This is a genomic window from Hydrotalea sp. (genome assembly GCF_049968455.1).
Taxonomy (GTDB): domain Bacteria; phylum Bacteroidota; class Bacteroidia; order Chitinophagales; family Chitinophagaceae; genus Hydrotalea.
Genome location: NZ_JBMFQT010000002.1, coordinates 233289 through 257243, shown reverse-complemented (window position 1 = coordinate 257243; position 23955 = coordinate 233289). Strand labels below are relative to the sequence as shown.

At 35.1% G+C, this 23955-nt stretch carries 22 protein-coding genes, 1 tRNA gene and 1 riboswitch; of the genes, 14 read left to right on the top strand and 9 right to left on the bottom strand.

Annotated elements, in window-relative coordinates; all coding sequences use genetic code 11:
• Positions 1 to 930 (bottom strand): acyl-CoA reductase (locus tag ACP5P5_RS02655; protein WP_428284566.1); only part of this gene is annotated, 930 nt, incomplete at its 3' end.
• Positions 931 to 989: 59 nt separating this feature from the next.
• Between ACP5P5_RS02655 and ACP5P5_RS02650 the strand changes: the two genes are divergently transcribed.
• The 4 genes from ACP5P5_RS02650 to ACP5P5_RS02635 all read left to right on the top strand — a co-directional run bounded on the left by ACP5P5_RS02650 (position 990) and on the right by ACP5P5_RS02635 (position 3819).
• Complete coding sequence (locus ACP5P5_RS02650) at positions 990 to 1337, top strand: 4Fe-4S dicluster domain-containing protein (protein WP_428284565.1); 348 nt, start codon at positions 990 to 992, stop codon at positions 1335 to 1337.
• Between the two features lie 301 nt (positions 1338 to 1638).
• Positions 1639 to 2625, top strand: a complete 987-nt coding sequence (locus tag ACP5P5_RS02645; RefSeq protein WP_428284564.1) for a D-alanine--D-alanine ligase — start codon at positions 1639 to 1641, stop codon at positions 2623 to 2625.
• Positions 2626 to 2678: 53 nt separating this feature from the next.
• On the top strand, positions 2679 to 3491 hold the full coding sequence (locus ACP5P5_RS02640) for a PASTA domain-containing protein (RefSeq protein ID WP_428284563.1): 813 nt from the start codon (positions 2679 to 2681) through the stop codon (positions 3489 to 3491).
• 19 nt (positions 3492 to 3510) lie between these two features.
• On the top strand, positions 3511 to 3819 hold the full coding sequence (locus ACP5P5_RS02635; RefSeq protein WP_428284562.1) for a rhodanese-like domain-containing protein: 309 nt from the start codon (positions 3511 to 3513) through the stop codon (positions 3817 to 3819).
• 63 nt (positions 3820 to 3882) lie between these two features.
• Here the strand turns inward: ACP5P5_RS02635 and ACP5P5_RS02630 are convergent, their stop codons facing one another.
• On the bottom strand, positions 3883 to 6267 hold the full coding sequence (locus tag ACP5P5_RS02630) for a TonB-dependent receptor (RefSeq protein WP_428284561.1): 2385 nt from the start codon (positions 6265 to 6267) through the stop codon (positions 3883 to 3885).
• A 65-nt stretch (positions 6268 to 6332) separates the two neighbouring features.
• Positions 6333 to 6455: riboswitch (TPP riboswitch) on the bottom strand.
• 100 nt (positions 6456 to 6555) lie between these two features.
• Between ACP5P5_RS02630 and ACP5P5_RS02625 the strand changes: the two genes are divergently transcribed.
• The 5 genes from ACP5P5_RS02625 (at position 6556) to ACP5P5_RS02605 (ending at position 9958) form a co-directional block, all read left to right on the top strand.
• Entirely contained in the window at positions 6556 to 7284 is a 729-nt protein-coding gene (locus ACP5P5_RS02625; protein WP_428284560.1) for a head GIN domain-containing protein, read from the top strand.
• Positions 7285 to 7339: 55 nt separating this feature from the next.
• Positions 7340 to 7414: transfer RNA gene (locus tag ACP5P5_RS02620), tRNA-Met, on the top strand.
• Positions 7415 to 7471: 57 nt separating this feature from the next.
• Positions 7472 to 8344: a GTPase Era gene (gene era / locus ACP5P5_RS02615; RefSeq protein WP_428284559.1), complete on the top strand. Its 873-nt coding sequence runs from the start codon at positions 7472 to 7474 to the stop codon at positions 8342 to 8344.
• A gap of 26 nt (positions 8345 to 8370) precedes the next feature.
• The gene (der, locus tag ACP5P5_RS02610; protein WP_428284558.1) at positions 8371 to 9687 is read left to right on the top strand and encodes a ribosome biogenesis GTPase Der; all 1317 of its coding nucleotides are present in this window, start codon (positions 8371 to 8373) and stop codon (positions 9685 to 9687) included.
• An 85-nt stretch (positions 9688 to 9772) separates the two neighbouring features.
• Positions 9773 to 9958 (top strand): hypothetical protein, encoded by a 186-nt coding sequence (locus ACP5P5_RS02605; protein ID WP_428284557.1) that lies wholly within the window; start codon positions 9773 to 9775, stop codon positions 9956 to 9958.
• Between the two features lie 66 nt (positions 9959 to 10024).
• On the opposite strand, the gene ACP5P5_RS02600 is transcribed toward ACP5P5_RS02605, so the two are convergent.
• Positions 10025 to 11254 carry a 4-hydroxy-3-methylbut-2-enyl diphosphate reductase gene (locus ACP5P5_RS02600; RefSeq protein ID WP_428284556.1) on the bottom strand — a complete coding sequence of 410 codons (1230 nt, stop codon included), beginning with the start codon at positions 11252 to 11254 and terminating at the stop codon, positions 10025 to 10027.
• A gap of 230 nt (positions 11255 to 11484) precedes the next feature.
• Between ACP5P5_RS02600 and ACP5P5_RS02595 the strand changes: the two genes are divergently transcribed.
• A complete protein-coding gene (locus tag ACP5P5_RS02595) occupies positions 11485 to 13020 on the top strand; it encodes a glycoside hydrolase family 28 protein (protein WP_428284555.1) in 1536 nt (511 codons plus the stop codon).
• A gap of 6 nt (positions 13021 to 13026) precedes the next feature.
• Here the strand turns inward: ACP5P5_RS02595 and ACP5P5_RS02590 are convergent, their stop codons facing one another.
• Both ACP5P5_RS02590 and ACP5P5_RS02585 read right to left on the bottom strand, forming a co-directional pair.
• The gene (locus tag ACP5P5_RS02590; protein WP_428284554.1) at positions 13027 to 13503 is read right to left on the bottom strand and encodes a GAF domain-containing protein; all 477 of its coding nucleotides are present in this window, start codon (positions 13501 to 13503) and stop codon (positions 13027 to 13029) included.
• Between the two features lies 1 nt (position 13504).
• Positions 13505 to 15052, bottom strand: coding sequence for a hypothetical protein (locus tag ACP5P5_RS02585; RefSeq protein ID WP_428284553.1), 1548 nt, complete (start codon positions 15050 to 15052; stop codon positions 13505 to 13507).
• Between the two features lie 158 nt (positions 15053 to 15210).
• On the opposite strand from ACP5P5_RS02585, the gene ACP5P5_RS02580 reads away from it, so the two are divergent.
• Positions 15211 to 17100: an ABC-F family ATP-binding cassette domain-containing protein gene (locus tag ACP5P5_RS02580; RefSeq protein WP_428284552.1), complete on the top strand. Its 1890-nt coding sequence runs from the start codon at positions 15211 to 15213 to the stop codon at positions 17098 to 17100.
• 4 nt (positions 17101 to 17104) lie between these two features.
• On the opposite strand, the gene ACP5P5_RS02575 is transcribed toward ACP5P5_RS02580, so the two are convergent.
• A complete protein-coding gene (locus ACP5P5_RS02575; protein WP_428284551.1) occupies positions 17105 to 17539 on the bottom strand; it encodes an FKBP-type peptidyl-prolyl cis-trans isomerase in 435 nt (144 codons plus the stop codon).
• 115 nt (positions 17540 to 17654) lie between these two features.
• Here ACP5P5_RS02575 and ACP5P5_RS02570 point away from each other — a divergent pair, with 115 nt between their 5' ends.
• Together ACP5P5_RS02570 and ACP5P5_RS02565 are read left to right on the top strand one after the other, a co-directional pair.
• Complete coding sequence (locus ACP5P5_RS02570; protein WP_428284550.1) at positions 17655 to 18659, top strand: potassium channel family protein; 1005 nt, start codon at positions 17655 to 17657, stop codon at positions 18657 to 18659.
• Positions 18660 to 18687: 28 nt separating this feature from the next.
• Entirely contained in the window at positions 18688 to 19677 is a 990-nt protein-coding gene (locus ACP5P5_RS02565) for an aldo/keto reductase (protein WP_428284549.1), read from the top strand.
• Between the two features lie 68 nt (positions 19678 to 19745).
• On the opposite strand, the gene ACP5P5_RS02560 is transcribed toward ACP5P5_RS02565, so the two are convergent.
• Positions 19746 to 20792 carry an NAD(P)-dependent alcohol dehydrogenase gene (locus tag ACP5P5_RS02560; protein ID WP_428284548.1) on the bottom strand — a complete coding sequence of 349 codons (1047 nt, stop codon included), beginning with the start codon at positions 20790 to 20792 and terminating at the stop codon, positions 19746 to 19748.
• 192 nt (positions 20793 to 20984) lie between these two features.
• Here ACP5P5_RS02560 and ACP5P5_RS02555 point away from each other — a divergent pair, with 192 nt between their 5' ends.
• Positions 20985 to 21485, top strand: coding sequence for a DUF4399 domain-containing protein (locus tag ACP5P5_RS02555; protein ID WP_428284547.1), 501 nt, complete (start codon positions 20985 to 20987; stop codon positions 21483 to 21485).
• Positions 21486 to 21564: 79 nt separating this feature from the next.
• Here the strand turns inward: ACP5P5_RS02555 and ACP5P5_RS02550 are convergent, their stop codons facing one another.
• Positions 21565 to 22395 (bottom strand): CvfB family protein, encoded by an 831-nt coding sequence (locus ACP5P5_RS02550; protein WP_428284546.1) that lies wholly within the window; start codon positions 22393 to 22395, stop codon positions 21565 to 21567.
• A gap of 69 nt (positions 22396 to 22464) precedes the next feature.
• Entirely contained in the window at positions 22465 to 23925 is a 1461-nt protein-coding gene (locus ACP5P5_RS02545; RefSeq protein ID WP_428284545.1) for a M20/M25/M40 family metallo-hydrolase, read from the bottom strand.
• Positions 23926 to 23955: the final 30 nt, after the last annotated feature.

Genomic DNA, 23955 nt, shown 5'->3' with positions numbered 1-23955 from the left:
CTTTCCAAATGGAATATAATTTTCGCCAACTATACACTGTATGTCACTGTTCAATTGTAAAGTTTCATACAATTCAGAAGCGCTATCATAATAGCTGTAATGTATTTGTGCAACGGGTGAAAACAAGGCTTCTTTTTCAACCAATATTACCGATTCATTCGTCATGTATAATTGGTTACTCATTATAAGTACAGCCAATTGATAGTCGTAGTTATGTTTGTACTTATGAAAATCCATGTAGTAGTCATATTTTTTTAATACCTGTAAAAGGGGAATGAAATCATAATTTTTGGGGACATATAATTTAGTAACATTTCTGCAACCCAGGCCAAAATAAAGTTGAATATCAGTGGCTAATTCACCTAATGCTTCATTGGTTTCATTCCCCGTTAGAACAGCTACAGAGGTTCGATTGCGACGAATAATGTTAGGATATTTTCCGAAATAATAATCAAAGTAACGACTGCTGTTATTGCTGCCTGTTGCAATATAGGCATCACAATTTTTTAATTGATCGGCAAATGAAATGTAGGATTTCAATTCAGGTGCCCATTCTATTAATTTTTCAATTAAATGTTTAATTAATATTTCGTCTTTGGAAGATGCTTTAATAATTGCTTTATGACCACTTATAAACACACATAGAAAGTCATGAAAACCCACTAACGGTATATTGCCTGCCATAACAATACCTATATTTTTGGGGGAAGATGCAGTATTGTTGGGATAGTATTTGTTAGCCCAGTTGCTTAAGTTATTGGCATTTAAAAATTGCGAATGAATGTTTTGAACAGCAGTTTCAATAAATTCTGGTAAAAACCAAGGATTTACTTGGCTTGCACGTTGTTTAGCGGCTACCCATTCAGGGCTATTTTGCTGCATATAAACCCCTAATTGTTCCATTAATTGAATTCTTTGTAATAAATCCATTTGTTGAATTGCTTTTGCGTTTAAATTTGTTACATCTTTAAAACCTCAAAATTACAGTTATGGCCATTAAAATTACCGATGAATGTATTAACTGCGGAGCTTGTGAGCCCGAGTGCCCAAATAATGCCATTTATGAAGGTGGGGTAGAATGGGCTATTGCCGACGGAACTACTGTTAAAGGTAGCTATACGTTAATGGATGGAACAGTAGTTGATGCCAACCAACGTTTTGCGCCCCTTTCAACCGATACCTACTATATAGTTCCAAATAAATGTACTGAATGTCAGGGCTTTCATGAAGAACCCCAGTGCGCTTCTGTTTGTCCGGTTGATTGTTGTGTACCGGATGAAATGTATAAAGAGACTGTTGACAGCTTAATGGCTAAGAAAGAGCGGTTACACATTTAACATTTTTGCTGGATTATTGTGCAAAAAATTAATTTTTTATCTGATAAAGCTTAGTAACTTTACAGCACAATGAAAATGCTACCGAAAGGTAACATTCAGTAACGGTGGGTGATATTTCCCGCCTTGAATGAGGTGAAGAAGCTATAGGTTTCTTCACCTTTTTTATGTGCCTATATATCCGTTGTTGCATATTAAAGGTTGTTCGGTTAAGTTATTATATTTGAGCGTTTTTCACTGGTTAATGATTAACTGTGGTATTATAAATTATTTTGCATTGAAAATTAATTGGAAATAAAAATTTATGAAAAAGAAAATTGCTTTGGTTACCGGTGGTTATAGTGGAGAAGCTGTAATTAGTTACAAAAGCGCTAAAACTGTTGAAGCAAACATTAATAAAGACCATTATGAGGTTTATTTAATTGATATTGCCAGAGATGGTTGGTGGTATACTGCTGAAGGTCAAGATAAAATTGCTGTAAACAAAGCAGATTTTTCGATTAATGTAGCAGGTGTAGCCATACATTTTGATTGCATATTGTTTTGTATTCATGGTACACCAGGAGAAGATGGTAAATTGCAAGGTTACTTTGATATGTTGCAAATACCCTATACTAGTTGTGATGCTGCCACTTCAGCTATTACTTTTAATAAACGGTATACTGTTGCTGTAGCTGCTTTTAGTGGTATTGCTGTTGCAAAAAGTATGCATTTGTTTAAACATACAGCTTACTCTGACCAAGAAATTTTACAACAATTACAACTCCCTGTTTTTGTAAAGCCCAATAATGGTGGTAGTAGTATTGGTATGAGTAAAGTAAGCAATGCAATTGATTTATTGCCCGCCGTTGAAAAGGCATTTAAAGAAGATAATCAGGTTTTAGTGGAAGAATATATTGCCGGTCGTGAATTTACTATTGGCGTGTTTAAAAATAAAGAAGGTAATGTTATTGTGTTACCTATTACTGAGGTAATTGCCGAGAAAGATTTTTTTGATTATGAGGCGAAATATGAAGGTAAAAGTAGAGAAATAACTCCGGCTCAAATACCGGGAAACTGGCAACAACAACTTGAAACAACTGCTAAAAATGTATACGCTATTTTAAATTGTAATGGTATTGTGCGTATGGACTTTATATGGAATGAAGTTGCACAAAAACCCTATTTGTTGGAAGTAAATACCGTTCCCGGACAAAGTGAAGCAAGTATAGTTCCACAACAAGTGAAAGCAATGGGGTGGAGTTTGCAAGAATTTTATACGCAATTAATTGAAGCAGCTTTTAACAAATAGTACCCATTTGACTAATAAAAAACCATTACATTCACAAAAAACAAACATTGAGCGTGTTTAAGTTTATAACGCATAAACCACTTTGGGTAAATATTTTGGTAGCCATTGGGTTGGTATTAGTGGCACTTTTCGTATTTATTGAAATGCTTTCTTTTATTACCCAACATAATGAAGTAGAAAAAGTACCCGCAGTTCTTGGTCAAAACATTCAAGCAGCAACACAAGTATTAACTGCCAAAGGCTTTCAGGTACAGGTAATTGATTCTGTATACGATAATACAATAGGAGCTTTAGCAGTAGCTAAACAAAGTCCGGATGCCGATGCACTGGTTAAAAAAGGCCGCACAATTTATTTAACCATCAATAGAGCGGCAGCTCCCGAAGTAACCATGCCCAATTTAATTGGGTTTTCTTATAAAAGTGCCCAAATGTATTTACAAACACTGGGTTTGAAAATGGGGGATACCACTTATAAACCTGATATTGCCCGAAATGCAGTGTTGGAGCAGAAATACAATGGCGCCGCTATTAAACCCGGCACTAAACTTCCTGTAGGAAGTACAATTAGTTTTGTATTAGGAAGTGGTATCGGCAGCGGCCAATATCAGGTACCCGATTTAATTGGTCTTACATTGGCACAGGCCCGTACACAGTTAAATTCATTAAATATCAACATTGGTTCTATTGTACCTATGGATAATGTTACTGATACTATTAATGCTTTCATTGTTAAGCAAATACCTGAAGTATTTACAGAAGCCGGTCCAGGAAATAAAGTACATAACGTAATTCGTCAAGGCCAAGTAGTTGATGTATTTATTAGTAATACACCACCTCCTGTTCGCGACTCCGCATTAAGAAACTAATCATCATAAAAAAAAGTCTATGAACTTAATTTCAGTTGATGAACTAAAATTGAAGATGGAAAAGGGTGAAAAAATAAACCTAATTGATGTGCGTGAACCGCATGAAAATGCCGACTTCAATATTGGTGGTATTTTGTTGCCTTTGGGTAAAGTGCAAACCATGCAAATAGAAAATATTGAAAACCTAAAGACTGAACCTGTAATTGTATATTGTCGTAGTGGTAATCGTAGTATGCAGGCTGCTATGCTGTTAGAACAGTTTGGTTTTGAAAATGTAACCAATTTGGCCGGTGGAATGTTAGCTTGGGAAGCTAAGTTCGGCCGATGAATTCAATAAAAAGGGATTCTTGTTTACATTATTTACAAGAATCCCTTTGATTATTATATTTATTTAAAGTGAAATATTTACAGCCAACATATAGTTAGTTCCTGCCATTGGAAAATAGTTATTGTCGGTGTATAAACGATTGTTACTAATATAACTGTAAGTATATCCATTCGGCTGATATAATTTGTTAAAAATATTATTTATCTGTAATATAAAGTTCCACTCTTTAAATACAACGTTTCTTACAGTATAATTGGCGCGGAAAGTTTCTGTAAAAAATCCGGCTAAGCTTCTAGCTTCATTTTGTGTGTTATCCATATATTGTTTACTAACATACTTGCTAAGAAAACTAAGCGTAATATTTTTTTCGGGAATAATATTAATGGTTGCACCACCAATCATGTCTGGAGAAAATGAAATGTCTGTATTGTTGTGTTGAACAGCATTTTGCCCCCCGGAATCATAATTGTCAATATACTCGGTAAAGCTTTTAATTTTATTTCTGCTTAAACTAAAATTAGCTTGTGCATTTAACCATTTACTGAATATATATGCACCTTGCAGTTCAACTCCCATTCTATAGCTGTTAGGTACATTTACTCGGGTATAAGCACCCACATCATTAATAATGCCTGTTAAAACCAATTGATTTTTGTAAAGCATATAATATAGATCAGCACTATAATTAAAGCGACTATTTTTTTTGCTCACCCCCAACTCAAAATCGTGTAAGGTTTCAGCTTTGGGTTGTTCTAGTAAACTGGCTTGGAAGTCATCGCGATTAGGTTCTTTATTCCCTAAAGCATAGCTAAAGTAGGCTTGCCAACTATTATGGCTATATGTAATGCCTGCTTTAGGATTTACGAAATTGAATTTTCTACTGATATCTAAGTTGCCATTGCCTTCAAAACCATTCATGGTATGGGTAACGGTACGGTATTGTACATCGGCAAAACTATACCAATATTTAGCAAAATTGTGCTGCCATTTGGTATAAAAATTAACATCAGTTTTTACTGCAGGATAAAAATAATACTGGTAATTAGGGGTGTTTAATCCATATTGTGTCCAAATTACATTTCCAAAATGATTGCCTTCATAACGTGTCCATCCACCTCCAAAAGTCAATTCGTCTTTATTGGTTTTGTATTGTAAAGAACCAATCTGGCCATAAAAATGATTATTTAGCCAACGTCTGCGAATTAAGTCGGTCGAGTCTAATACAGTATTTCCAATAGTAAATGGAGTCAATCCATAATCAGTAAAGTTTTGGGCAGCCTTATATTCTTCATAGTAACCACGCCCATAGGTCATGAATAAAGCGGTATTAAAGCTCCAGTTATTATTTAATTCCTGATTAAAAAACAATTGGTAATGGTCTTGTTGGTAATTGTCTGTTTGGTTATCATAGGGTGCTCCCGGTTTTTCAGTACCGGCAGGATTGTAGGTTCTATCAGTGGCTAATAAAGTATCGGGTACACCATACCAGGCTTGGTAAGTTTTCTCTTTTCCTGAGAAAATATTGAAACGGATAGAGGTTTTTTTGTTAATATAAGCAGTTGATAAAGCAAAGGATTGCAATAATGAGCTTGCCCGATCAATATACCCATCGCTACTAATTTTACTTAATCTTGCATCAACAGTAAAATGCCCATTTAATAAGCCACTACCAACTTTAAGTGTATTTTTCCAAGAATTAAAGGAACCGTAGCTATTGTTCACTTCCGCGTAAGGTTTTTCATGAAATTCGTTGGTTGAAAGGTTAATTGTAGCTCCAAAAGCACCTGTTCCATTTGAGGATGTTCCAACTCCACGTTGAATTTGAATACTATTGAGTGAGGAAGCAAAGTCCGGTAAATCAACCCAATAAGTGCCTTGACTTTCTGCATCATTATAAGGAATGCCATTCAAAGTAACATTAATACGAGTGGCATCTGTTCCACGTATGTGAATGTCGGTGTATCCAATCCCATTCCCTGCATCTGAATTCACAAATACAGATGGAGTTTGGTTAAGTAAAAAAGGAATATCCTGCCCAAGATTTGTTTTAGCAATTTCTTGTTCATTAATATTGGTAACAGCAAATGGGGCTTTGCTACCTGCCCTAATGGCTTTTACTTCTAATGGCTGTAAAAACAAGTTGTATCCTTTAAGCGCAATTTGTAAAATAGTACTTTCTTTTGCTAGGGTAATTGTGTTCGTATACTTTTCAAATCCCAGACTATTTACAGTAATGCTTGACTTTCCGGGAATTAAATTTTGAATAAGGAAATACCCATCATCGCCGGAAGTAACCGTGCGGTTTTGAATGGTAATAATAGCTCCGGCAATCGGTTTTTTTGTTTGTTCATCAATAATGTTACCAGAAAGAGACGGGCGTAGTTTTGTTTGGCTAAAAAGGCCGGAAAACGATAAAAGGAATACCAATGTTCCCAAAATGAATTTCATTTTTTAAAAATTAAAAGGTTAAAAAATTTGGGAACAGGGAAGCATTGCTAATGGAGAGGCTGACTAAATGAGCAGTACACCTTCCCTTCGCAGGAATTACCCTGTTCAGGTTCTACGGGTATTATCTCAGCCGGATGAAAACAAATGTGTATACCCATTTGTGCTATCCAGCACCCCGAGGAATAAAATCGACGGTAAAATTAGTTAAGAAAAATGAAAAATAGCTGTAACTTTTTTTTTGTAGCTACGTTCTACTGAAAATCATTCGTTTTTTAAAACATTTTAATTATGAAAAAATTGATAGTAAGCTTATTTAGCATTTTTACAATTGCCCTTGCAAATGCTCAGGAAGTAAAGAACTTGGTTTATGATGCCAATGCAGAAGTTAGGAAAGTGGGCGATTTTACGGGTATTGATGTTTCTGGGGCAATTACTGTTTATTTATCGCAAGGTAATACCAGTGCAGTGGCCATAAGTGCAGAAGGGGGCGATAAATCGAAAGTAATTACACAAGTTAAAAATGGTGTTTTGCATATTTACACTGAAAGCGGCTTTTGGAATAAGTGGAATTGGAGCGATAAAAAAATAAAGGCCTACGTTACTATTGCCAATCTGAATAAAATTGTTTTATCTGGTGCCAGCTCATTAAATGTGGTAGATGCTTTGAAGGGCAATCAACTAAAACTTACAGCAACTGGAGCCAGTGTAGTGAAAGGTGCTTTTAATGTTGGAGAATTAAATATTGATTTAAGTGGTGCATCTAATGCTACATTGAAAGGGCAGGTAAATATTTTAAAAATTGAAGTAAGCGGAGCAAGTGTCTTAAAGGGATATGATTTAACTGCATCTAACTGTGAGGCTTCTGCTTCAGGTGCTTCTAATATTCGCGTAAATGTTGAAAAGGCCTTCACCAAATTAGAAGCCAGTGGGGCAAGTACTATTCGATATAAAGGCAACCCCGTTATCCAAAATATAGAATCGAGCGGCGCTTCTTCAATTAAAAAAGAAGACAAATAATAAATTTGATTTGGTAGTTCTCCTCGCTATCCTTAATTTTGCAACTCAATTAAATCGCGAGGTAGAGCAGCGGTAGCTCGTCGGGCTCATAACCCGAAGGTCGGAGGTTCGATTCCCCCCCTCGCAACCAATTTTCAAAAGCCTCATCCCATGAGGCTTTTACTATTTAAAAACGATACTATTTGGTATGAAAGCGGGATTTGTTGGCATTTTTGGAAAACCCAATGCAGGTAAAAGCACTTTATTAAATGCTTTGTTGGGCGAAAAATTGGCCATTGTTTCACCCAAGGTGCAAACTACCCGACATCGTATAAAAGGGTTTTTAAATAAACCTGAAGAATATCAAATTGTTTTTTCCGATACGCCGGGCATTATTGATGCAAAATATAAACTGCATGAAAAAATGATGGCTGCAGTGAAAAGTGCTTTAGAAGATGCTGATGTGGCTTTATTATTAGTTGATGTTGCTGACGACTGGGCTGAAAATGATACTTTGTTTGAAAGCCTCCATTTGAAAGTGCCGGCAATTATTGTTTTAAACAAAATTGACAAGATAAGTAAAGAGGTGTTACAAAATGCCATTCATTTTTTTGAGCAAAGAAAATATGCACAAAAAGTTATTGCCATTGCTGCATTGCAACAAACAAATACCATTAAATTAGTTGAAGCGATAGTAAATTATTTGCCGGAAGGAGAACCTTTTTATCCGGAAGATGAGTTAAGTGATTTACCTACTCGTTTTTTTGTTGGTGAATTGATAAGGGAAAAAGTATATACTTTGTTTGAAGAAGAGATACCCTATCAGGTAGCCGTAATGGTGAATGAGTTTAAAGAAAAAGAAACATTGATTAAAATTCAGGCCGATATAATTGTGAATAGAGATTCTCAAAAATCAATTATTATAGGTCATCAAGGCAGCAAAATAAAAGCCATTGGTACCTTGGCGCGAAAAGATATTGAGGCATTTCTTGGTAGAAAGGTGTTTTTAGAATTATTTGTAAAAGTGCGGCCCAAATGGCGCGATAATGAATTGTATTTAAAAGAATTTGGTTATTATTAATTTTAACATTCCGAAAAACATGATATATGGGCTATACAGTAGCAATAGTTGGCAGGCCAAATGTGGGAAAAAGCACATTGTTTAATCGGTTAATTGAGCAACGGAAAGCCATTGTTGATGATGAAAGCGGTGTTACTCGCGACCGCCAATATGGTTTATCAGAGTGGGCGGGAAGAACATTTAACGTGGTTGATACCGGAGGATTTGTACATAATTCAGATGATGTATTTGAAAAAGAAATACGCAAACAAGTAAAAATTGCCATTAATGAAGCAGATGCCATTATTTTTATGGTTGATGTAACTGTAGGCATTACCGATTTAGATGAAGCTATGGCACATTTGCTTCGTTTATCAAAAAAGCCGGTTTTTTTGGTCGTGAATAAGGTAGATAATGGGCAACGTGCCTTAGAGGCAACTGAATTTTATAGCCTTGGTTTTAATGAAATATACACCTTAAGCAGTATAAGCGGCACCGGTACCGGCGAGTTATTAGATGCGCTTGTAGCAAATATTCCCCAAGAAGTTGTAATAGATGAAAATACGCACGTTAAGCCAATACCCAAACTAGCTATAATTGGGCAACCGAATGTTGGTAAATCATCTTTGTTAAATGCATTGCTGGGGCAGGAAAGAACCATTGTAAGTAATGTGGCAGGTACAACTCGAGATACTATTCATACACATTATAACTTATTTAATAAAGAATGTATTTTGATTGACACGGCAGGTATTCGCAAAAAAAAATCGGAAAAAGACGACCTTGAATTTTATTCCGTTATAAGGGCAATTAATGCTATGGATGAAGCTGATGTATGTTTACTCCTTATTGATGCACAAAATGGTATGAATGCACAAGATGTTGCTTTATTTAGTTTGGCCACCAGAAAGGGGAAGGGAATAGTGGTTGTGGTAAACAAATGGGATTTAATGGAAAAAAGTACCCATACTGCCCGAGATTATGAAAAGAAGTTGAAAGAAAAAATGGCACCTTTTACAGATGTACCCATTTTATTTGTTTCAGCATTAGAAAAAACCCGGTTACTAAAAGTACTCGATACCGGCATTGAGGTTTTTGAAAATAAGCAGCAAAAAATAAGTACTTCTAAATTAAATGATGTTATGCTAAAGGCTGTTGAAGCATATCATGCACCCGTAGTTCGGGGGCATACCGTAAAAATTAAGTATGTAACACAACTGCCAACTATGGTTCCGTCATTTGCATTTTTTACCAATTTTCCAGATGATATTAAGACGCCTTATAAAAATTACTTAGAAAATCAACTCAGAAAGCACTTTAATTTTAGAGGTGTACCCATTAGAATTTTCTTTCGAAAAAAATAAATAACAAAAAATATCGTTAAATTTTGTGTATTTAGTGCGTGAACCCTATATTTGCGCAAATTTTAAAATTTTAAAAACAAGTACAATGAAAAAATTATTAGCTCTTTTAGCAATCGCAGGTTTTGTAGCTTGCAACAGCGGCGAAAACAAAGATGCCAAAGCCGATTCTACTCAAACCACTGCTCCTGCAATGGACACAACTATGAAACACGATAGCATGCCAGCAATGGATACTGCTAAAAAAGCAATGGATACTACTAAAAAAATGTAGTTTTGAATCTGTTTAATATTTTGAAACGCCCTTCTAAATAAATTATTTGAAGGGCGTTTTCGTATTTTATGATTGATATTGTTGCATTACCGTTTCTATAGTTTTGTTATCCGGGAAAAACCCATGTAATTTTAAAATTACAGCTTCCACGATACTATCTGGGCAACTAGCCCCACTGGTAATAAGTATTTTTAAAGGGTTCTTATTAGGCAAGAAATTAGAAATAGTTTGAATTTCTTTTGTTTTCCAATTGCAATGAATAATGGTGTTTTGGTTTAGAATTTTATCTGCTTCATCAATAAAATAAGTCGGTAACTCCTTTTCGCACAATTCTACCAAATGTGAAGTGTTGCTGCTTTTGTAACCACCAATTACTATTGCTACATCTGCCGGAGTATTTAGCATACCGGTAACTGCAGTTTGATTATCATTAGTAGCATAGCATAAGGTATCGCGAGTATCGGCAAATCTTTCACCAATATTATTTTCTGTTAGTTTATAGTGCTTCACCATTACTTGCTTTAGGTAATCGGCTATAGCTTGCGTATCGGTTGCTAATTGAGTAGTTTGATTCACTACACCAATTTTTTGCAAATGTTTGGTAACATCAAAGCCCTCTGAATACTGCCCTTTAAATGTTTCATAAAAGGTTTCAGTTGGTTTTTTTCCGGTAATGAATTCACCCAATAAAACAGCTTCAGCCATATCATTTACAATTACAGTGGCGGTATGGGCAGCTGCATGTGAAAAGGTGGCTCTTGTTTCCTCATGTTTGGGTTTCCCATGTATTACTATGGTATAGCCTTTATCAGCAATCTGTTCGCTTCTATTCCAAACCTTTTCAACAAAAGGGCAAGTGGTATTATAATGTTCGGTTGCAATACCTTTTTCATGCAAAATTTTTTCAATGGCTAAAGTGGTGCCAAATGCAGGAATCAGTACAATATCATTGGGTGTAAGTGTTTCAAAAGGAATAAGTTGATTACCTAAATTATCTTGCAAAAATTCAACACCTGATGCCTTTAAATCTTCGTTTACTTGTGGGTTATGAATCATTTCGCTTAACAAAAAAATGCGTTTGCCTTTATTGGTTTCTATTGTTTTAAATGCAATTTCAATAGCGTTCTCTACTCCATAACAAAATCCAAAATGTCTGGCCAAATAAATATTTAAGGGGCCAAAGTCAAGTAAAGTTGGTGAAAAGTCCTTTTTTAGTTTATCAGCTTTTTTTCTAAAGTTTTTTATGGTGCTAATAAGATTGCTTCTGTAAAAATGCGGTACATTAAACTGCTTCATGAACCTTTGTTAATAATTTTTAATAATTTGATTGATTTAGCAAAACAGCCTATTCATAACTATATTTTGCATGCAATAGTTCAAAACTTTGGCAAATTTACCAACTTCAGCACAACATATTGCTCAAACAGCATTGGTTCGGGAACGTTTCCGTAGAAATATTATGTTGTTTTTTTAATGCACAATAGTTTTGAATACCTAATCATGTTAAATAACTTTTATTTGATTCTATGAATACAGTAATAAAAACACGCCAAATTATTCAAGCGCAAAAATGGCTCCTACTGGGTTTAATAATAACATGTATCAATTTTCAACATTTGATGGCGCAGGATACCACAATAGCTGCATACTGCAAGCAAACCCCATTTGCCATGCCCGAGGTGCAATTGCCAAATATACCAACGCAAGTTTTTAATATAATGAAATATGGCGCAATAGGCAATGGGCAGGCATTGAATACAGCGGCTTTTCAGGCAGCCATAGAAGCCTGCAGTAAAGCGGGTGGTGGAACAGTTTTAGTGCCCCCGGGTTTGTGGTTAACAGGGCCTATAGCCTTAAAAAGTAATATTAATTTACATGTTGCAACCGGAGCGATTGTTTTGTTTACCCCTGATAGAAGTGCATACCCCATTATTCCTGCATCAAAAAATACCACCAAAAACTTTATTGTACATCCTCCCATTTACGGTTATAAACTAACCAATGTATCTATTACCGGTTGCGGCATTTTTGATGGTTCAGGCGAGGCTTGGCGTCCGGTAAAAAAATCGAAGGTATCAGAAATTCAATGGAATGAGTTTTTATCAAAAGGTGGGGCTTTAAGCAAAAATGGACAAATATGGTGGCCATCGCAAGCGGCATTAAATGGTGAAAAATATTTGCAGCTTTTAAAAAACAAATCAGTTTTATCGCCCGACGATTTTTTACCTGCCCGCGATTTTTTAAGACCTAAAATGGTTGTATTTGTTGATTGTGATAAGGTTTTATTAGATGGTCCAACTTTTAAAAATTCGCCCAATTTTGTTATGAACCCGCAACATTGTACCAATTTGGTGATTAGAAACGTACAAGTGAATAATGAATATTGGGCACAAAACGGTGATGGCATTGATATAAGCTCGTGTAAGAATGTTTTGATTTATAAGTGTACTGTAACTGCCGGCGATGATGGTATTTGCATGAAGTCGAGTGGTGAAAAATCGCCCGGAGTACCTGAATTAGCGAATGTAATTGTTGCCGACTGCATTGTTTATCATGCACATGGCGGTTTTGTAATTGGAAGTAATACAGATGGCGGTATGCAAAATGTTTGGGTAAATAATTGCAGTTTTATTGGCACTGATATGGGTATTCGTGTAAAAAGTAATGCAGGGCGCGGCGGCTTAGTAAAAAATATTTATGTACAAAATATTTATATGGCTAACATTGTGAATGAAGCTATAGGTTTTGATACTTATTATGAAGACATGCCTGCCGGTAAGGAAAAGTCAACGCTTAGCCAGGAGGCATCAGATAAGATTCCCCATTTTTCTAATTTCTATTTTAACAACATTTATTGTAATGGTGCAGCAAAAGCAGTTATTATAAAAGGCATGCCCAATGCTTTCATTCAAGATCTGCACTTTCAAAATATGGTTATTGGTTCAAAAATGGGTTTTAGTTGTGAAAATGCAGCCAATTTGTATTTGAAAAATGTACATATTATTGCCGAGCAGCCTGTTTATGAAACCAATGGCTGTAAAAATATTCAAATAGAAGATTAAGTATTTTTATGGTAAAGGGATGAGCTGTACAATTTGTTCTAAGTACAGTTTATCAGTTTCATCAAACTGGTTGACAGTATCGGCATCTACATCTAAAACACCAACCACTTCACCTTTGTGAATAATGGGTACGACAATTTCAGATTGAGAAAGACTGCTGCAGGCAATATGCCCAGGGAAAGCATTTACATCGGGTACAATAACGGTATTGGCTTGTTGCCAGGCTGTTCCACATACACCTTTTCCTTTTTGAATGCGTGTACAAGCTATGGGCCCCTGAAAAGGGCCTAACACTAACTTATTTTCTTTAACCCAATAAAAGCCTACCCACAGCCAGTTAAATTGTTCTTTTAACATGGCAGTAATATTGGCTAAATTGGCAATTAAATCAGTTTCACCTTCTACTATTCCTGCAATTTGTGGCAATAAGTTATTGTATTGCTGTTGTTTATTTCCAGTAGCTTTTATAAAATTTTCTGACATATTATTTTAAAGTATCTTGATTTTCTAAAATAGGCGGTTGAATGGGAGTGCATTCATAAATAATGCCATCTGCAAATGTAAATACTGGCTTACAATTTTTTATTGTTTTCAATTCTTTGTCTTCAATTAAATCGGGATTGGCACCACTGTTTAACCAAATAACATAAATGGCTGGCGATTGAACAAATACATCTAATTCTCGTTCATGTGTAAGTTCGGGCAGTGTTTTGGCATGTTTGCCGGTGAAATAATAAATAGCTGCATTATCATTACTGTAAATGGGAATCTTAGATGTGTCGGCAAATGCACTTGTTTTTAAAAAATGCAATATTTCCGAATCTTTCCAGTAATCTTCGGCATATCCACCAATACCTGCATCCTGGTTATTTTGTAATGAAGTTTTGTCACTAGTTAAATTTCCTGTTAATGCTAATAACGATAGTATGAAAAATAAGGCAATGTTTAAACGGAACTGAGCAGATTTGTTTTCTAAAACTTTGGCTGCAATAATGCTTAATAGTGTAAAAAATGCAATAACTACCGGCGATAATAAACGATTATTAATATCGTCATAATTCGATAGCGTAGAAGATACTAGAATGAACAAAACGTAAATGCTTAAGAAACTGGCAGCAGTAATGGAGACAATAGTAATGGGGGACTTATTCTTTGAAAAAACATTAAACAGCAAAAAAATTACTGACGCTACTATCAGCAAAAGGCCCATTAATAATGCCAGCCATAATGGCGGAGAATCATTTCCAATCCAACCGGTAATAACACTACCATACAATTGTAAATTATCTAATAAACTAGTATCGGCAGGTAATCGCTTACCGGTTAAATAACCCGATTGTAAAAAATTGCTCAATAAATTAATAATTAAAAAACTGCTGCTAATACATCCAAACAGTAAGGTATGTATCCATTTTACTTTCCAGTTTTGGGGAATGGCGAAAAAAGTAATAAAGCATCCTGATGCAATAACAGTAATACCTGCATAACGAGTTATAGCTGCAATGCCGGCAATGATAGCACTGATAATTAACAGTGTAAACGTATTGTTTTTTAAATATAAAACTAGAAAAGCACTGAAAAGTGTAATTAAAAAAATAAACAATGTTTCCGACCAAAGCATACTAAAAACCTCTAGCAATGCAGGGTTTGTAATAATAAGCATTAGTGCAATAATTTTAATGATACGATATTTCGGAACGGCTTTTTCTATAATAAATCCTGCTAATAAAATAGTGGCAGCAAATAATAAACCGGTAACTATTGGAGCAATGGGAATAATGTCTTTTCCACTTATTGTCATAATAATATGCAAGAAATAAGGGAAGGCAACCGGAAACATAGTAAGCGGGTTAGCATCAAACTGCAAAAAACCATTGCCTTGCGTTAAATTCCTGGCAACACTAGTGTACATGATTGAATCCGGTGAAACCCCAATTCCGCCGTGCCGGGTTAAAGCCTGCACAAGATAAAAACCCAAAATTGCAGCAATAATGCTATCTAGTTGCCTAAATAAAGGAAGTGGTTTTTTCAAAAGCAAATTATTAATCAGTCAATTTCAAATTTTCTGTTGCATTGATGAAGACAAAAATAAACAGTTAAAATTAAATGCTTTTTTACGGGAAACTCCATTTCATTTACTTGGAATAAAGCAGATGAAATGAACATTTCTATTCTGTTTATATTTGCAGCATGCATTATGTTACTGTAGAGGGTCTTTCGAAGAGTTTTGGTGTAAATCCTTTGTTTAAGAATATTACTTTTCACATTAACGAAGGTGATAAAATTGCCCTAATTGCCCGAAATGGGGTTGGTAAATCAACTTTACTTCGTATTCTTAGCGGGAAGGAAACACCCGACTCCGGTACTGTTTTTATACATAAAGATATTACCGTTGTTTTGTTAGATCAGGAACCTGTTTTTCAAGAAGAATTAACCGTATTAGAAAATATATTTACTTCTAACAATCCTACCATACGCTTAATAAAAGCTTATGAAGCTGCCGCTGATAGAGAGGATGGCACTGCAATGGCTGAACTTTATGAACAAATGGAACTTTTACATGCCTGGGATTTTGAAGTAAAAGTGAAACAAATACTTTCAAAATTGAATATTCACCATTTGCAACAACCCGTTAGTGTATTAAGTGGTGGACAAAGAAAACGCATTGCTTTAGCTAAAACTTTAATTGATATTGGTTTTCATCATCAACATACCTTACTTATATTAGATGAACCCACCAACCATTTAGATGTTGAAATGGTTGAATGGCTGGAAAATTATTTAAGTCAGCAAAATGTTACTTTACTTTTGGTTACACATGACAGGTATTTTTTAGACGCTGTTACCAATGAAATTTGGGAACTGGAAAGAGAAAATATGTATGTATACAAAGGTGATTATGAAAACTATTTAGAAAAAAAAGCAGCACGTATTGAAAGTGAACAGGCTAGTATTGATAAAGCCAAAAATCAATACCGAAAAGAGTTAGAATGGATGCGGAAACAACCCAAGGCTCGCACCACAAAAAGTAAAAGTAGGCAAGACAATTTTTATGATATTGAAGCAAAAGCCAAACAAAAAATTGAAGATGCTCAAGTTCAGTTGCAAGTAAAAATGAGTAGGCTGGGAGGGAAGATTGTAGAAATGAAAAAAGTGTATAAGAGCTTTGGAAACTTAACTGTTTTAAAAGGGTTTGATTATACTTTTTCAAAAGGTGAGCGTATTGGTATTGTGGGTAAAAACGGGGTTGGTAAAAGCACATTTTTAAATGTGTTACAACAATTAGAACCTTTAGATAGCGGGAAAATTAATATTGGTGATACCGTAAAATTTGGCAATTATTCGCAAACCGGTTTGGTAATCAAAGAAAACATGCGGGTAATTGAATATGTGAAAACCTTCGCAGAGAGTTTTCCTTTGGCAAATGGTGGGTCAATCAGTGCAGCACAGTTTTTGGAAATGTTTTTGTTTACACCTGAAAAACAATACACCTATTTACAATCGTTAAGTGGTGGAGAGAAAAAACGTTTGCAATTACTGGTGGTATTATTCCGGAATCCTAACTTCTTAATTCTAGACGAACCTACTAACGATTTAGATTTACCAACACTAGCTGTACTTGAGCAATTTTTAAGTGAATATCAAGGTTGTGTAATCATTGTAAGTCACGATCGTTATTTTATGGATAGGTTGGTTGATCATTTATTTGTTTTTGAAGGCGATGGTGTTATACGCGACTTCCCCGGTAATTATTCTCAATATAGAATTTGGTTGAAAGAACAGGAAAGAAAGACAGTACCACTACAACGGACAGCCGACAACAAGATTACTTCAGAAGCACAAACCGCTCAAGTAGTTCCGGAAAAAAAGAAGTTAAGTTACAAAGAGAAGCGAGAGTTTGAAATATTAGAAAATGAAATTGCGGATTTAGAACTTAAAAAAAATGAGTTGGCACAACGCTTGAGTGGCGGTAATCTAGATTTTTCTACCATTCAAGAAGTGAGTGAACAATTAGTTACCATCACCAATTTACTTTCCGAAAAGGAAAATCGTTGGTTGGAGTTGAGTGAAAGAATGTAAATGACTATTGTATTCCCAATAACTCTACTTCAAAAATGAGTGTACTGTTGGGAGTTATCATAGAACCAATTTGTTGATTACCATATGCCAGATTTGACGGTATAAATAGGCGCCATTTACTTCCTACAGGCATTAATTGTAATGCTTCTGTCCAACCCTTAATTACTTTGTTTAATGGAAATACAGCAGGCCTATCCCGTTGTACACTACTATCAAAGATAGTTTCGTTTAGTAATTTTCCTTCATAATGGCAAATTACTGTGTCAGTAATTAATGGCTTTTGTCCGGTTCCCATTATTAGTACTTCATATTGTAATCCGCTGTTTAGGGTAATTACTTCTGGCCTTTGTGCATTTTTAGCTAAAAATTCATTACCTGCTTGTAAGTTTTCAGCAGCTTTTCTTTGCTTCCATTGGAACAATTTATCAGCAACACTCATATTTTTTTTATTGCAAACATAAATCTAAATAGCTACAACTAACATCTGTTGAAATAAACTTAATTTTATCATGGCTACTAAAATAGGAGTGGCTTAACATTTAAAACTTAGTAATTTGAAAGTAAGGCAACCTTTATATATATGGGCTGGAATAATTATTGCCATATTGGCTATTGGCACTTTGGGTTTTATGGTAATAGAAAAGTGGTCGTTTATAGACGCATTATATATGACCATTATTACCATTACAACAGTGGGGTATCAAGAAATAAGGCCATTAAGTGATTCGGGTAAGATATTCAATATATTTTTTATTATTCTTTCATTTTCAACATTTACCTATGCATTAGCCAGTGTTACCCGTTTTATAGTAAGTGGTGAAATGGCCTTACATTTTAAAAACAAAAAAATTATGAGCACATTAGATACATTAAATCATCATGTAATTATTTGTGGTTTTGGAAGGAATGGACAGCAGGCGGCACTTACATTAATTGATCAGCAAACACCATTTGTTGTAATTGAACCGGAAGAAAAACATATTCAAGAGTTTATATTAACTTATCCTCAACTTATTTTCTTGAAAGGTGATGCAACGGATGATATGATATTAAAGAAAGCGGGAATTGAACGAGCAGTTAGTTTAATAACAACATTACCGGAAGATGCTGATAATGTTTTTATTGTTTTATCTGCAAGATCGTTAAATAATCATTTGCAAATCATTAGTCGGGCATCACATACTTCGGCGGTTGCAAAACTTAAAAAAGCAGGAGCCAACCATGTTATTATGCCCGATAAAATTGGAGGTAAACATATGGCTACCATTGTTTCTAAGCCCGATGTGGTTGCTTTTATTGATTATTTAACCGGCCACGAAGATGAAAGCATGAATATTGAAGCAGTTGATTATAGCCATTTGCCTGATGCAATTAAAGATACAACTCTACAACATATTATGGAATGGAAACAAACAGGCGTAAATTGTATTGGCATTAAACAAAAAAATGGTCGTTTTCTCATCAACCCGCCGGAAAACACCATTATTAGTGAAGGAATGAAACTAATTATTCTGGGTTCAAAACAACAAATTCAAAAGATGAAATCTAATTTAATGTAATAATATTTTAATGTTTAAAAATAGAATTATGAAACAAAAAAAATTGGGAAGCGTTGGATTGAACTCTTCGGAAATTGGTTTAGGTTGTATGGGGATGAGTGAATTTTATGGTCCGGCAAATGATGCGGAAAATATTCAAGTATTACATCATGCCTTGCACTTAGGGGTTACATTTTGGGATACTGCTGATATGTATGGCCCTTATACCAATGAAATATTGGTAGGAAAAGCCTTAAAGAATCATCGCTCTGAAGTAACATTAGCTACAAAATTTGGCATTGTTCGTAGTGGTGCAAATAATGAGAATCGTTCATTAAATGGTAAACCTGAATATGTAAAACAAGCTTGCGAAGCTAGTTTAAAAAGATTGAATACTGATGTAATTGATTTGTATTATTTGCATCGAAAAGATCCAGCTACCCCAATTGAAGAAACGGTTGGTGCTATGGCAAATTTGGTGAAAGAAGGAAAGGTAAGGGCATTGGGCCTTAGTGAGGTTTCTGTTGAAACTTTACGTAAAGCCCATTCCGTGCATCCTATTACGGCTGTACAAAGTGAGTATTCATTGTGGTCTCGTGAACCTGAGGATGGTATGTTGGCTACCTGTAAAGAATTAGGTATAGCTTTTGTTCCATATAGTCCTTTGGGAAGAGGTTTTTTAACCAGTCAGTTTAAAAAGTTTGAAGATTTTGCCCCGGATGATTATAGAAGATTTTCACCAAGATTTCAGGGTGATAATTTTTATAAAAATTTGCAATTGGTAGATAAAATTACTTCATTGGCAAAAGAAAAAAACTGCACACCGGCACAGTTAGCTTTAGCCTGGGTTTTAGCACAAGGCGATTTTATTTTTCCTATTCCCGGTACCAAAAAAATTAAATATTTGGAAGAGAATGTTGGGGCTTTGAATGTACATCTTTCTGCAGCAGATTTAGCAGCAATAGAAAATATTTTTCCGAAAAATGCAGCAGCAGGTACACGCTATCCCGAAGCAATGATGCATACCTTAAATGGCTAAAAATGCTTCAATAAAAAAAGCCTGTAAGCTATGAAGCTACAGGCTTTTTTATTTGATTGAATTCGGAATTATTTTTTTAATGAAGCAATATCAATTACAAAGCGGTAACGAACATCACTTTTTAATACTCTTTCATAAGCTTCATTGATGTAATCAATATCAATTACTTCAACATCTGAAACAATATTGTGTTCACCACAAAAATCCAACATTTCTTGTGTTTCTTTAATGCCACCAATTAATGAGCCTATAATGCTTCTTCTGTTTGCTATTAAATTAAATGCAGGTACTTGTGATGGAGTAGGAGGTACACCAACTACAATCATGGTACCGTTGGTTCTTAATAGCGGCAAGTAAGTGTTATAATCATGCGGAGCAGAAACGGTATTTAAAATAAAATCAAACGAGTTGGCTAATTGTTGCATGGTTTGTTTATCTGAAGTAAGTGCAAAATGGTGGGCACCCAAGCGTTCTGCATCAGCTTTTTTAGAGGGAGATGAACTTAACATGGTAACTTCTGCTCCAAAAGCAACAGCAAACTTAACTGCCATGTGTCCTAAACCGCCTAAGCCTAATACGGCAACTTTATGTCCTTTTTTTACGCCAACATAGCGAAGTGGGGAATAAGTAGTAATACCTGCACATAAAAGTGGCGCAACGCCAGATAATGGGAGATTAGTAGGTACTTTTAAAGTATACTGTTCATCTACCACAATTTGAGTAGAATAACCACCATAGGTAGGTTTGCCTTCTTTATCTAAGGCATTGTAAGTGCCAATCATTCCGGTATCACAATATTGTTCTAAACCTGCTTGGCAATTAGGACATGTTCTGCATGAATCTACAAAACATCCTACTCCAGCTAAATCGCCTACTATAAAATTTTTAACATGATCGCCTACGTAGGTTACGCGTCCTACAATTTCATGTCCGGGTACCATCGGATAAATGGAATTACCCCATTCATTTCTAACCTGATGGATGTCGGAGTGGCAAACACCACAGTACAAAATTTCAATTTGTACATCGTGTGGACCAGGGTTTCTTCTTTCTAATTGAAAGGGTGTTAAGGGTGTAGTGGCTGCTTGTGCTGCATAAGCTTTTGTTGCTATCATAATTAGAATTTATTTTTGAAGAGAGAACAAAATTAATTGATAATAGTTTAACCATTTAGAGGTTCAATGCTTTTGACTGATTAATCTAATGTTTTTTTAATGAGGAATATTCTACAATCTATCATTTTATTCGGTATATTTAAAAGTTTTTTCAAGTAATAGAGGTTTTTTCTTTAATTAAAAAATAAGCATATGCGAAAAATGTTTTTTGTTTCAGCAACTGCATTAATTGTTTTTGCAGCTTGTAATTCTGGTAGTGAATCAAATGCTTCAAAAGATTCAATGGCAGCAAAAGCTGTTGATACAGCAGCCAAAACTGCTGAAGTGGTACCACCTGTTCCTCCAATTCCGGATGGGGCAAAAGTGTATTTTAAAAATTTAAAAGATGGACAAACGGTATCATCACCACTAAAAGTAGAAATGGGTGCCGATGGCATTAGTGTAGATTCTTCTGGACATGTAATACCTAATTCAGGTCACCATCATTTATTAATTGATAGTGGTGACTCTATTCCTATGGGTATTGTTGTTCCTAAAGATAGTTTACACTTACACTTTGGAAACGCACAGAAAGTAACCACCATTCAACTTACACCTGGTAAGCATCGGTTAGCTTTACAGTTTGCCGATGGTATTCACCGTTCATATGGCAGTAAATTGTCTTCTGCTATCACTGTAAATGTTAAGAAGTAATTAGTTTTCTATAATTAATAAAAGCGCTTTCAATTTAATTGGAGGCGCTTTTCATTTTATTTCGTACTTAAAGAAGTTTTTATAAAAGCTGAATTCCTTGATTAGTTAAAGCGATTTTCTTTTGCTTAAATAAATTGCCTGTTACCATTTTAAATGTTTTCTTACTCATACCAAATGTTGCGTAAATATCTTCCGGTGCAGACTTATCGTGAAATGGTAAAAAACCACCGTGTTGTTTTAAGAGTTGAATAATGATTTCAGCTTCATCAGCTACTTTTTGAAAACCCGGTTTACCCAATGCTACATCAATTTTGTTGTCAGGTAAAATTCTTTTAATGTATCCGGGATAAGTTTTACCAATCGTTAAATCTTTAAACACTTCATTATCGTGTAATAAACCTAAATGCTTTTGATTAATGACCATGCTATAACCAATATCTGTTTTTCTATAAGCTAACAGTTGTACCTGTTCTTTTTCCGCTACCGTAAGTTCATCATTACTTAAGAAGCGATCAATTTTTTCTGATGCGGCAATTCGGTTACTTTGTTCATCAATATATATTTTAACCAAATAATTTCCTCCTTTACGCATGCCTGTAATTTGCTGCGATTTAGCAACAAATAAATCCTTCATCAATCCCCAGTTTAAAAATGCACCTGCAGGGGTAGTGCTTACACATTTTAATGTAACTATATCGCCTACGACACCTAAAGGTTCTTGTGTGGTAGCTATTAATCTATTGTCTGAATCGTGATAAATGAAAACTTTTATTTCATCGCCTATTTTTAAATTAGCTGGGGCAAAACGTTTAGGTAACAGAATGCCTTCCTTACCATCATCTAAATAAAAACCAAAGTCTACTTTTCGGTTAACTTTCAAGTTATTGTATTGGCCAAGATCTATACTCATTTGTAGTAATTACCGGGTAAAGTTAATCATGCAACTTATAACAAAGGCTAAAAATAAATTCAGAATAGATTATGGATGTACCAATGCTGCACTATTACTTATTAAATATCTGTAAAAATTATAACAACGGGTAAAATCGGCAATGGGTAGGCGCTCATTTATACCGTGATAACCTTTGCTATCTTGCAAGGCAGAAAAGTTTACCACACCATTACTTATTTTTCTATAATTTCTGCTATCTGTAGCGCCAATCATAATATAGGGCACTGGTATAACATTGCTTACAACATCTGATATGGCTTGTTGCACAGCTAAAAAGGCAGGTCCTTGCACATCAGTAGCCGAAGATGGCTCTGTATTAAAATCACCTGTAATTTTAATGTCCACTCTACTATCATTAATAACATTTTTCATAAACTTCAAAACATCTTGTGTAGTTTCACCGGTTAAAATTCTTGAATTAATAATAGCAGTAGCAATGGTAGGAATTACATTTTCACGTACTCCACTTTCTAATATGGTAGGAACAATAGTTGTTCTTATCATTGCATTACTTTCAGCAGTGACGCCTAAAATTCTTTTGTCGATGGGGCCAAAAAACCATTGATTGGTAAATATCATTTTATTTAAAAAATTTGAAGACGAGGCCCCTGCACGATTTAGGAAAGTGGCAACAGGTGCCGTTATCTGAGCCCGCATTTGCTTACTACGTAATTGGTACAAGGCTTTAGCCAAAACATCAATGGATGTTTCTTTTGCCGGTTTTGATGAGTGCCCGCCAGGTATGTTCACTTGTAATTGAAAAGTAGCATAACCTTTTTCAGCAACGCCTATAAATGCAATGGGTCGAGGAACATCTTTTAATTTTTCTGTACTTATTTCACCTCCTTCATCAATTACTAAGTCGGCCTTTACTCCCCAATTTTGCAAAGTATCAACAATTGCCATTGCGCCGGTTCCCGTTGATTCTTCATTGTGGCCAAAACACAAAAAAATAGTGCGTTTGGGCTGATAACCTTCTTTTAAAAGTTCTTCAATGGTTTCTAAAATTGCAATTACACCCGATTTGTCATCAACAGAACCACGACCCCAAATTGCTTTGTCAGATACACTACCACTAAAGGGAGGGTATTTCCACATATTCAGTGAAGCATGCTCAACCGGTACCACGTCATAATGACCCATTAAAATTATGGGAGCCAAAGTTTGATCGAGACCTTGCCATTTAAAGATATAACTGAATCCATTGGCAACGGTTTTGGTAAGGTGTTGATGGATAAGCGGATACGCTTGTGATAAAAATGCATTGAATTTTTGAAAGTGTATAGTGTCAATGTGAAGAGTATCTTCAGGTGAAATGGTTGGTATTTGTATTGCCTCACTCATATGTACAATAGCTGAATCAGGCAAAGGGAATTGCGGTTTGGCATTTTGTTGAGGCCAGGGGTTATGTGTCAAAGTAAGTACAACTAAAACTATTGCAAGTAATAAAACGATGGTTAGCACAATTTTGCTCCAATGAAATTTCATATAATTGGGTTTGGTGTTGGTTGGGTAATA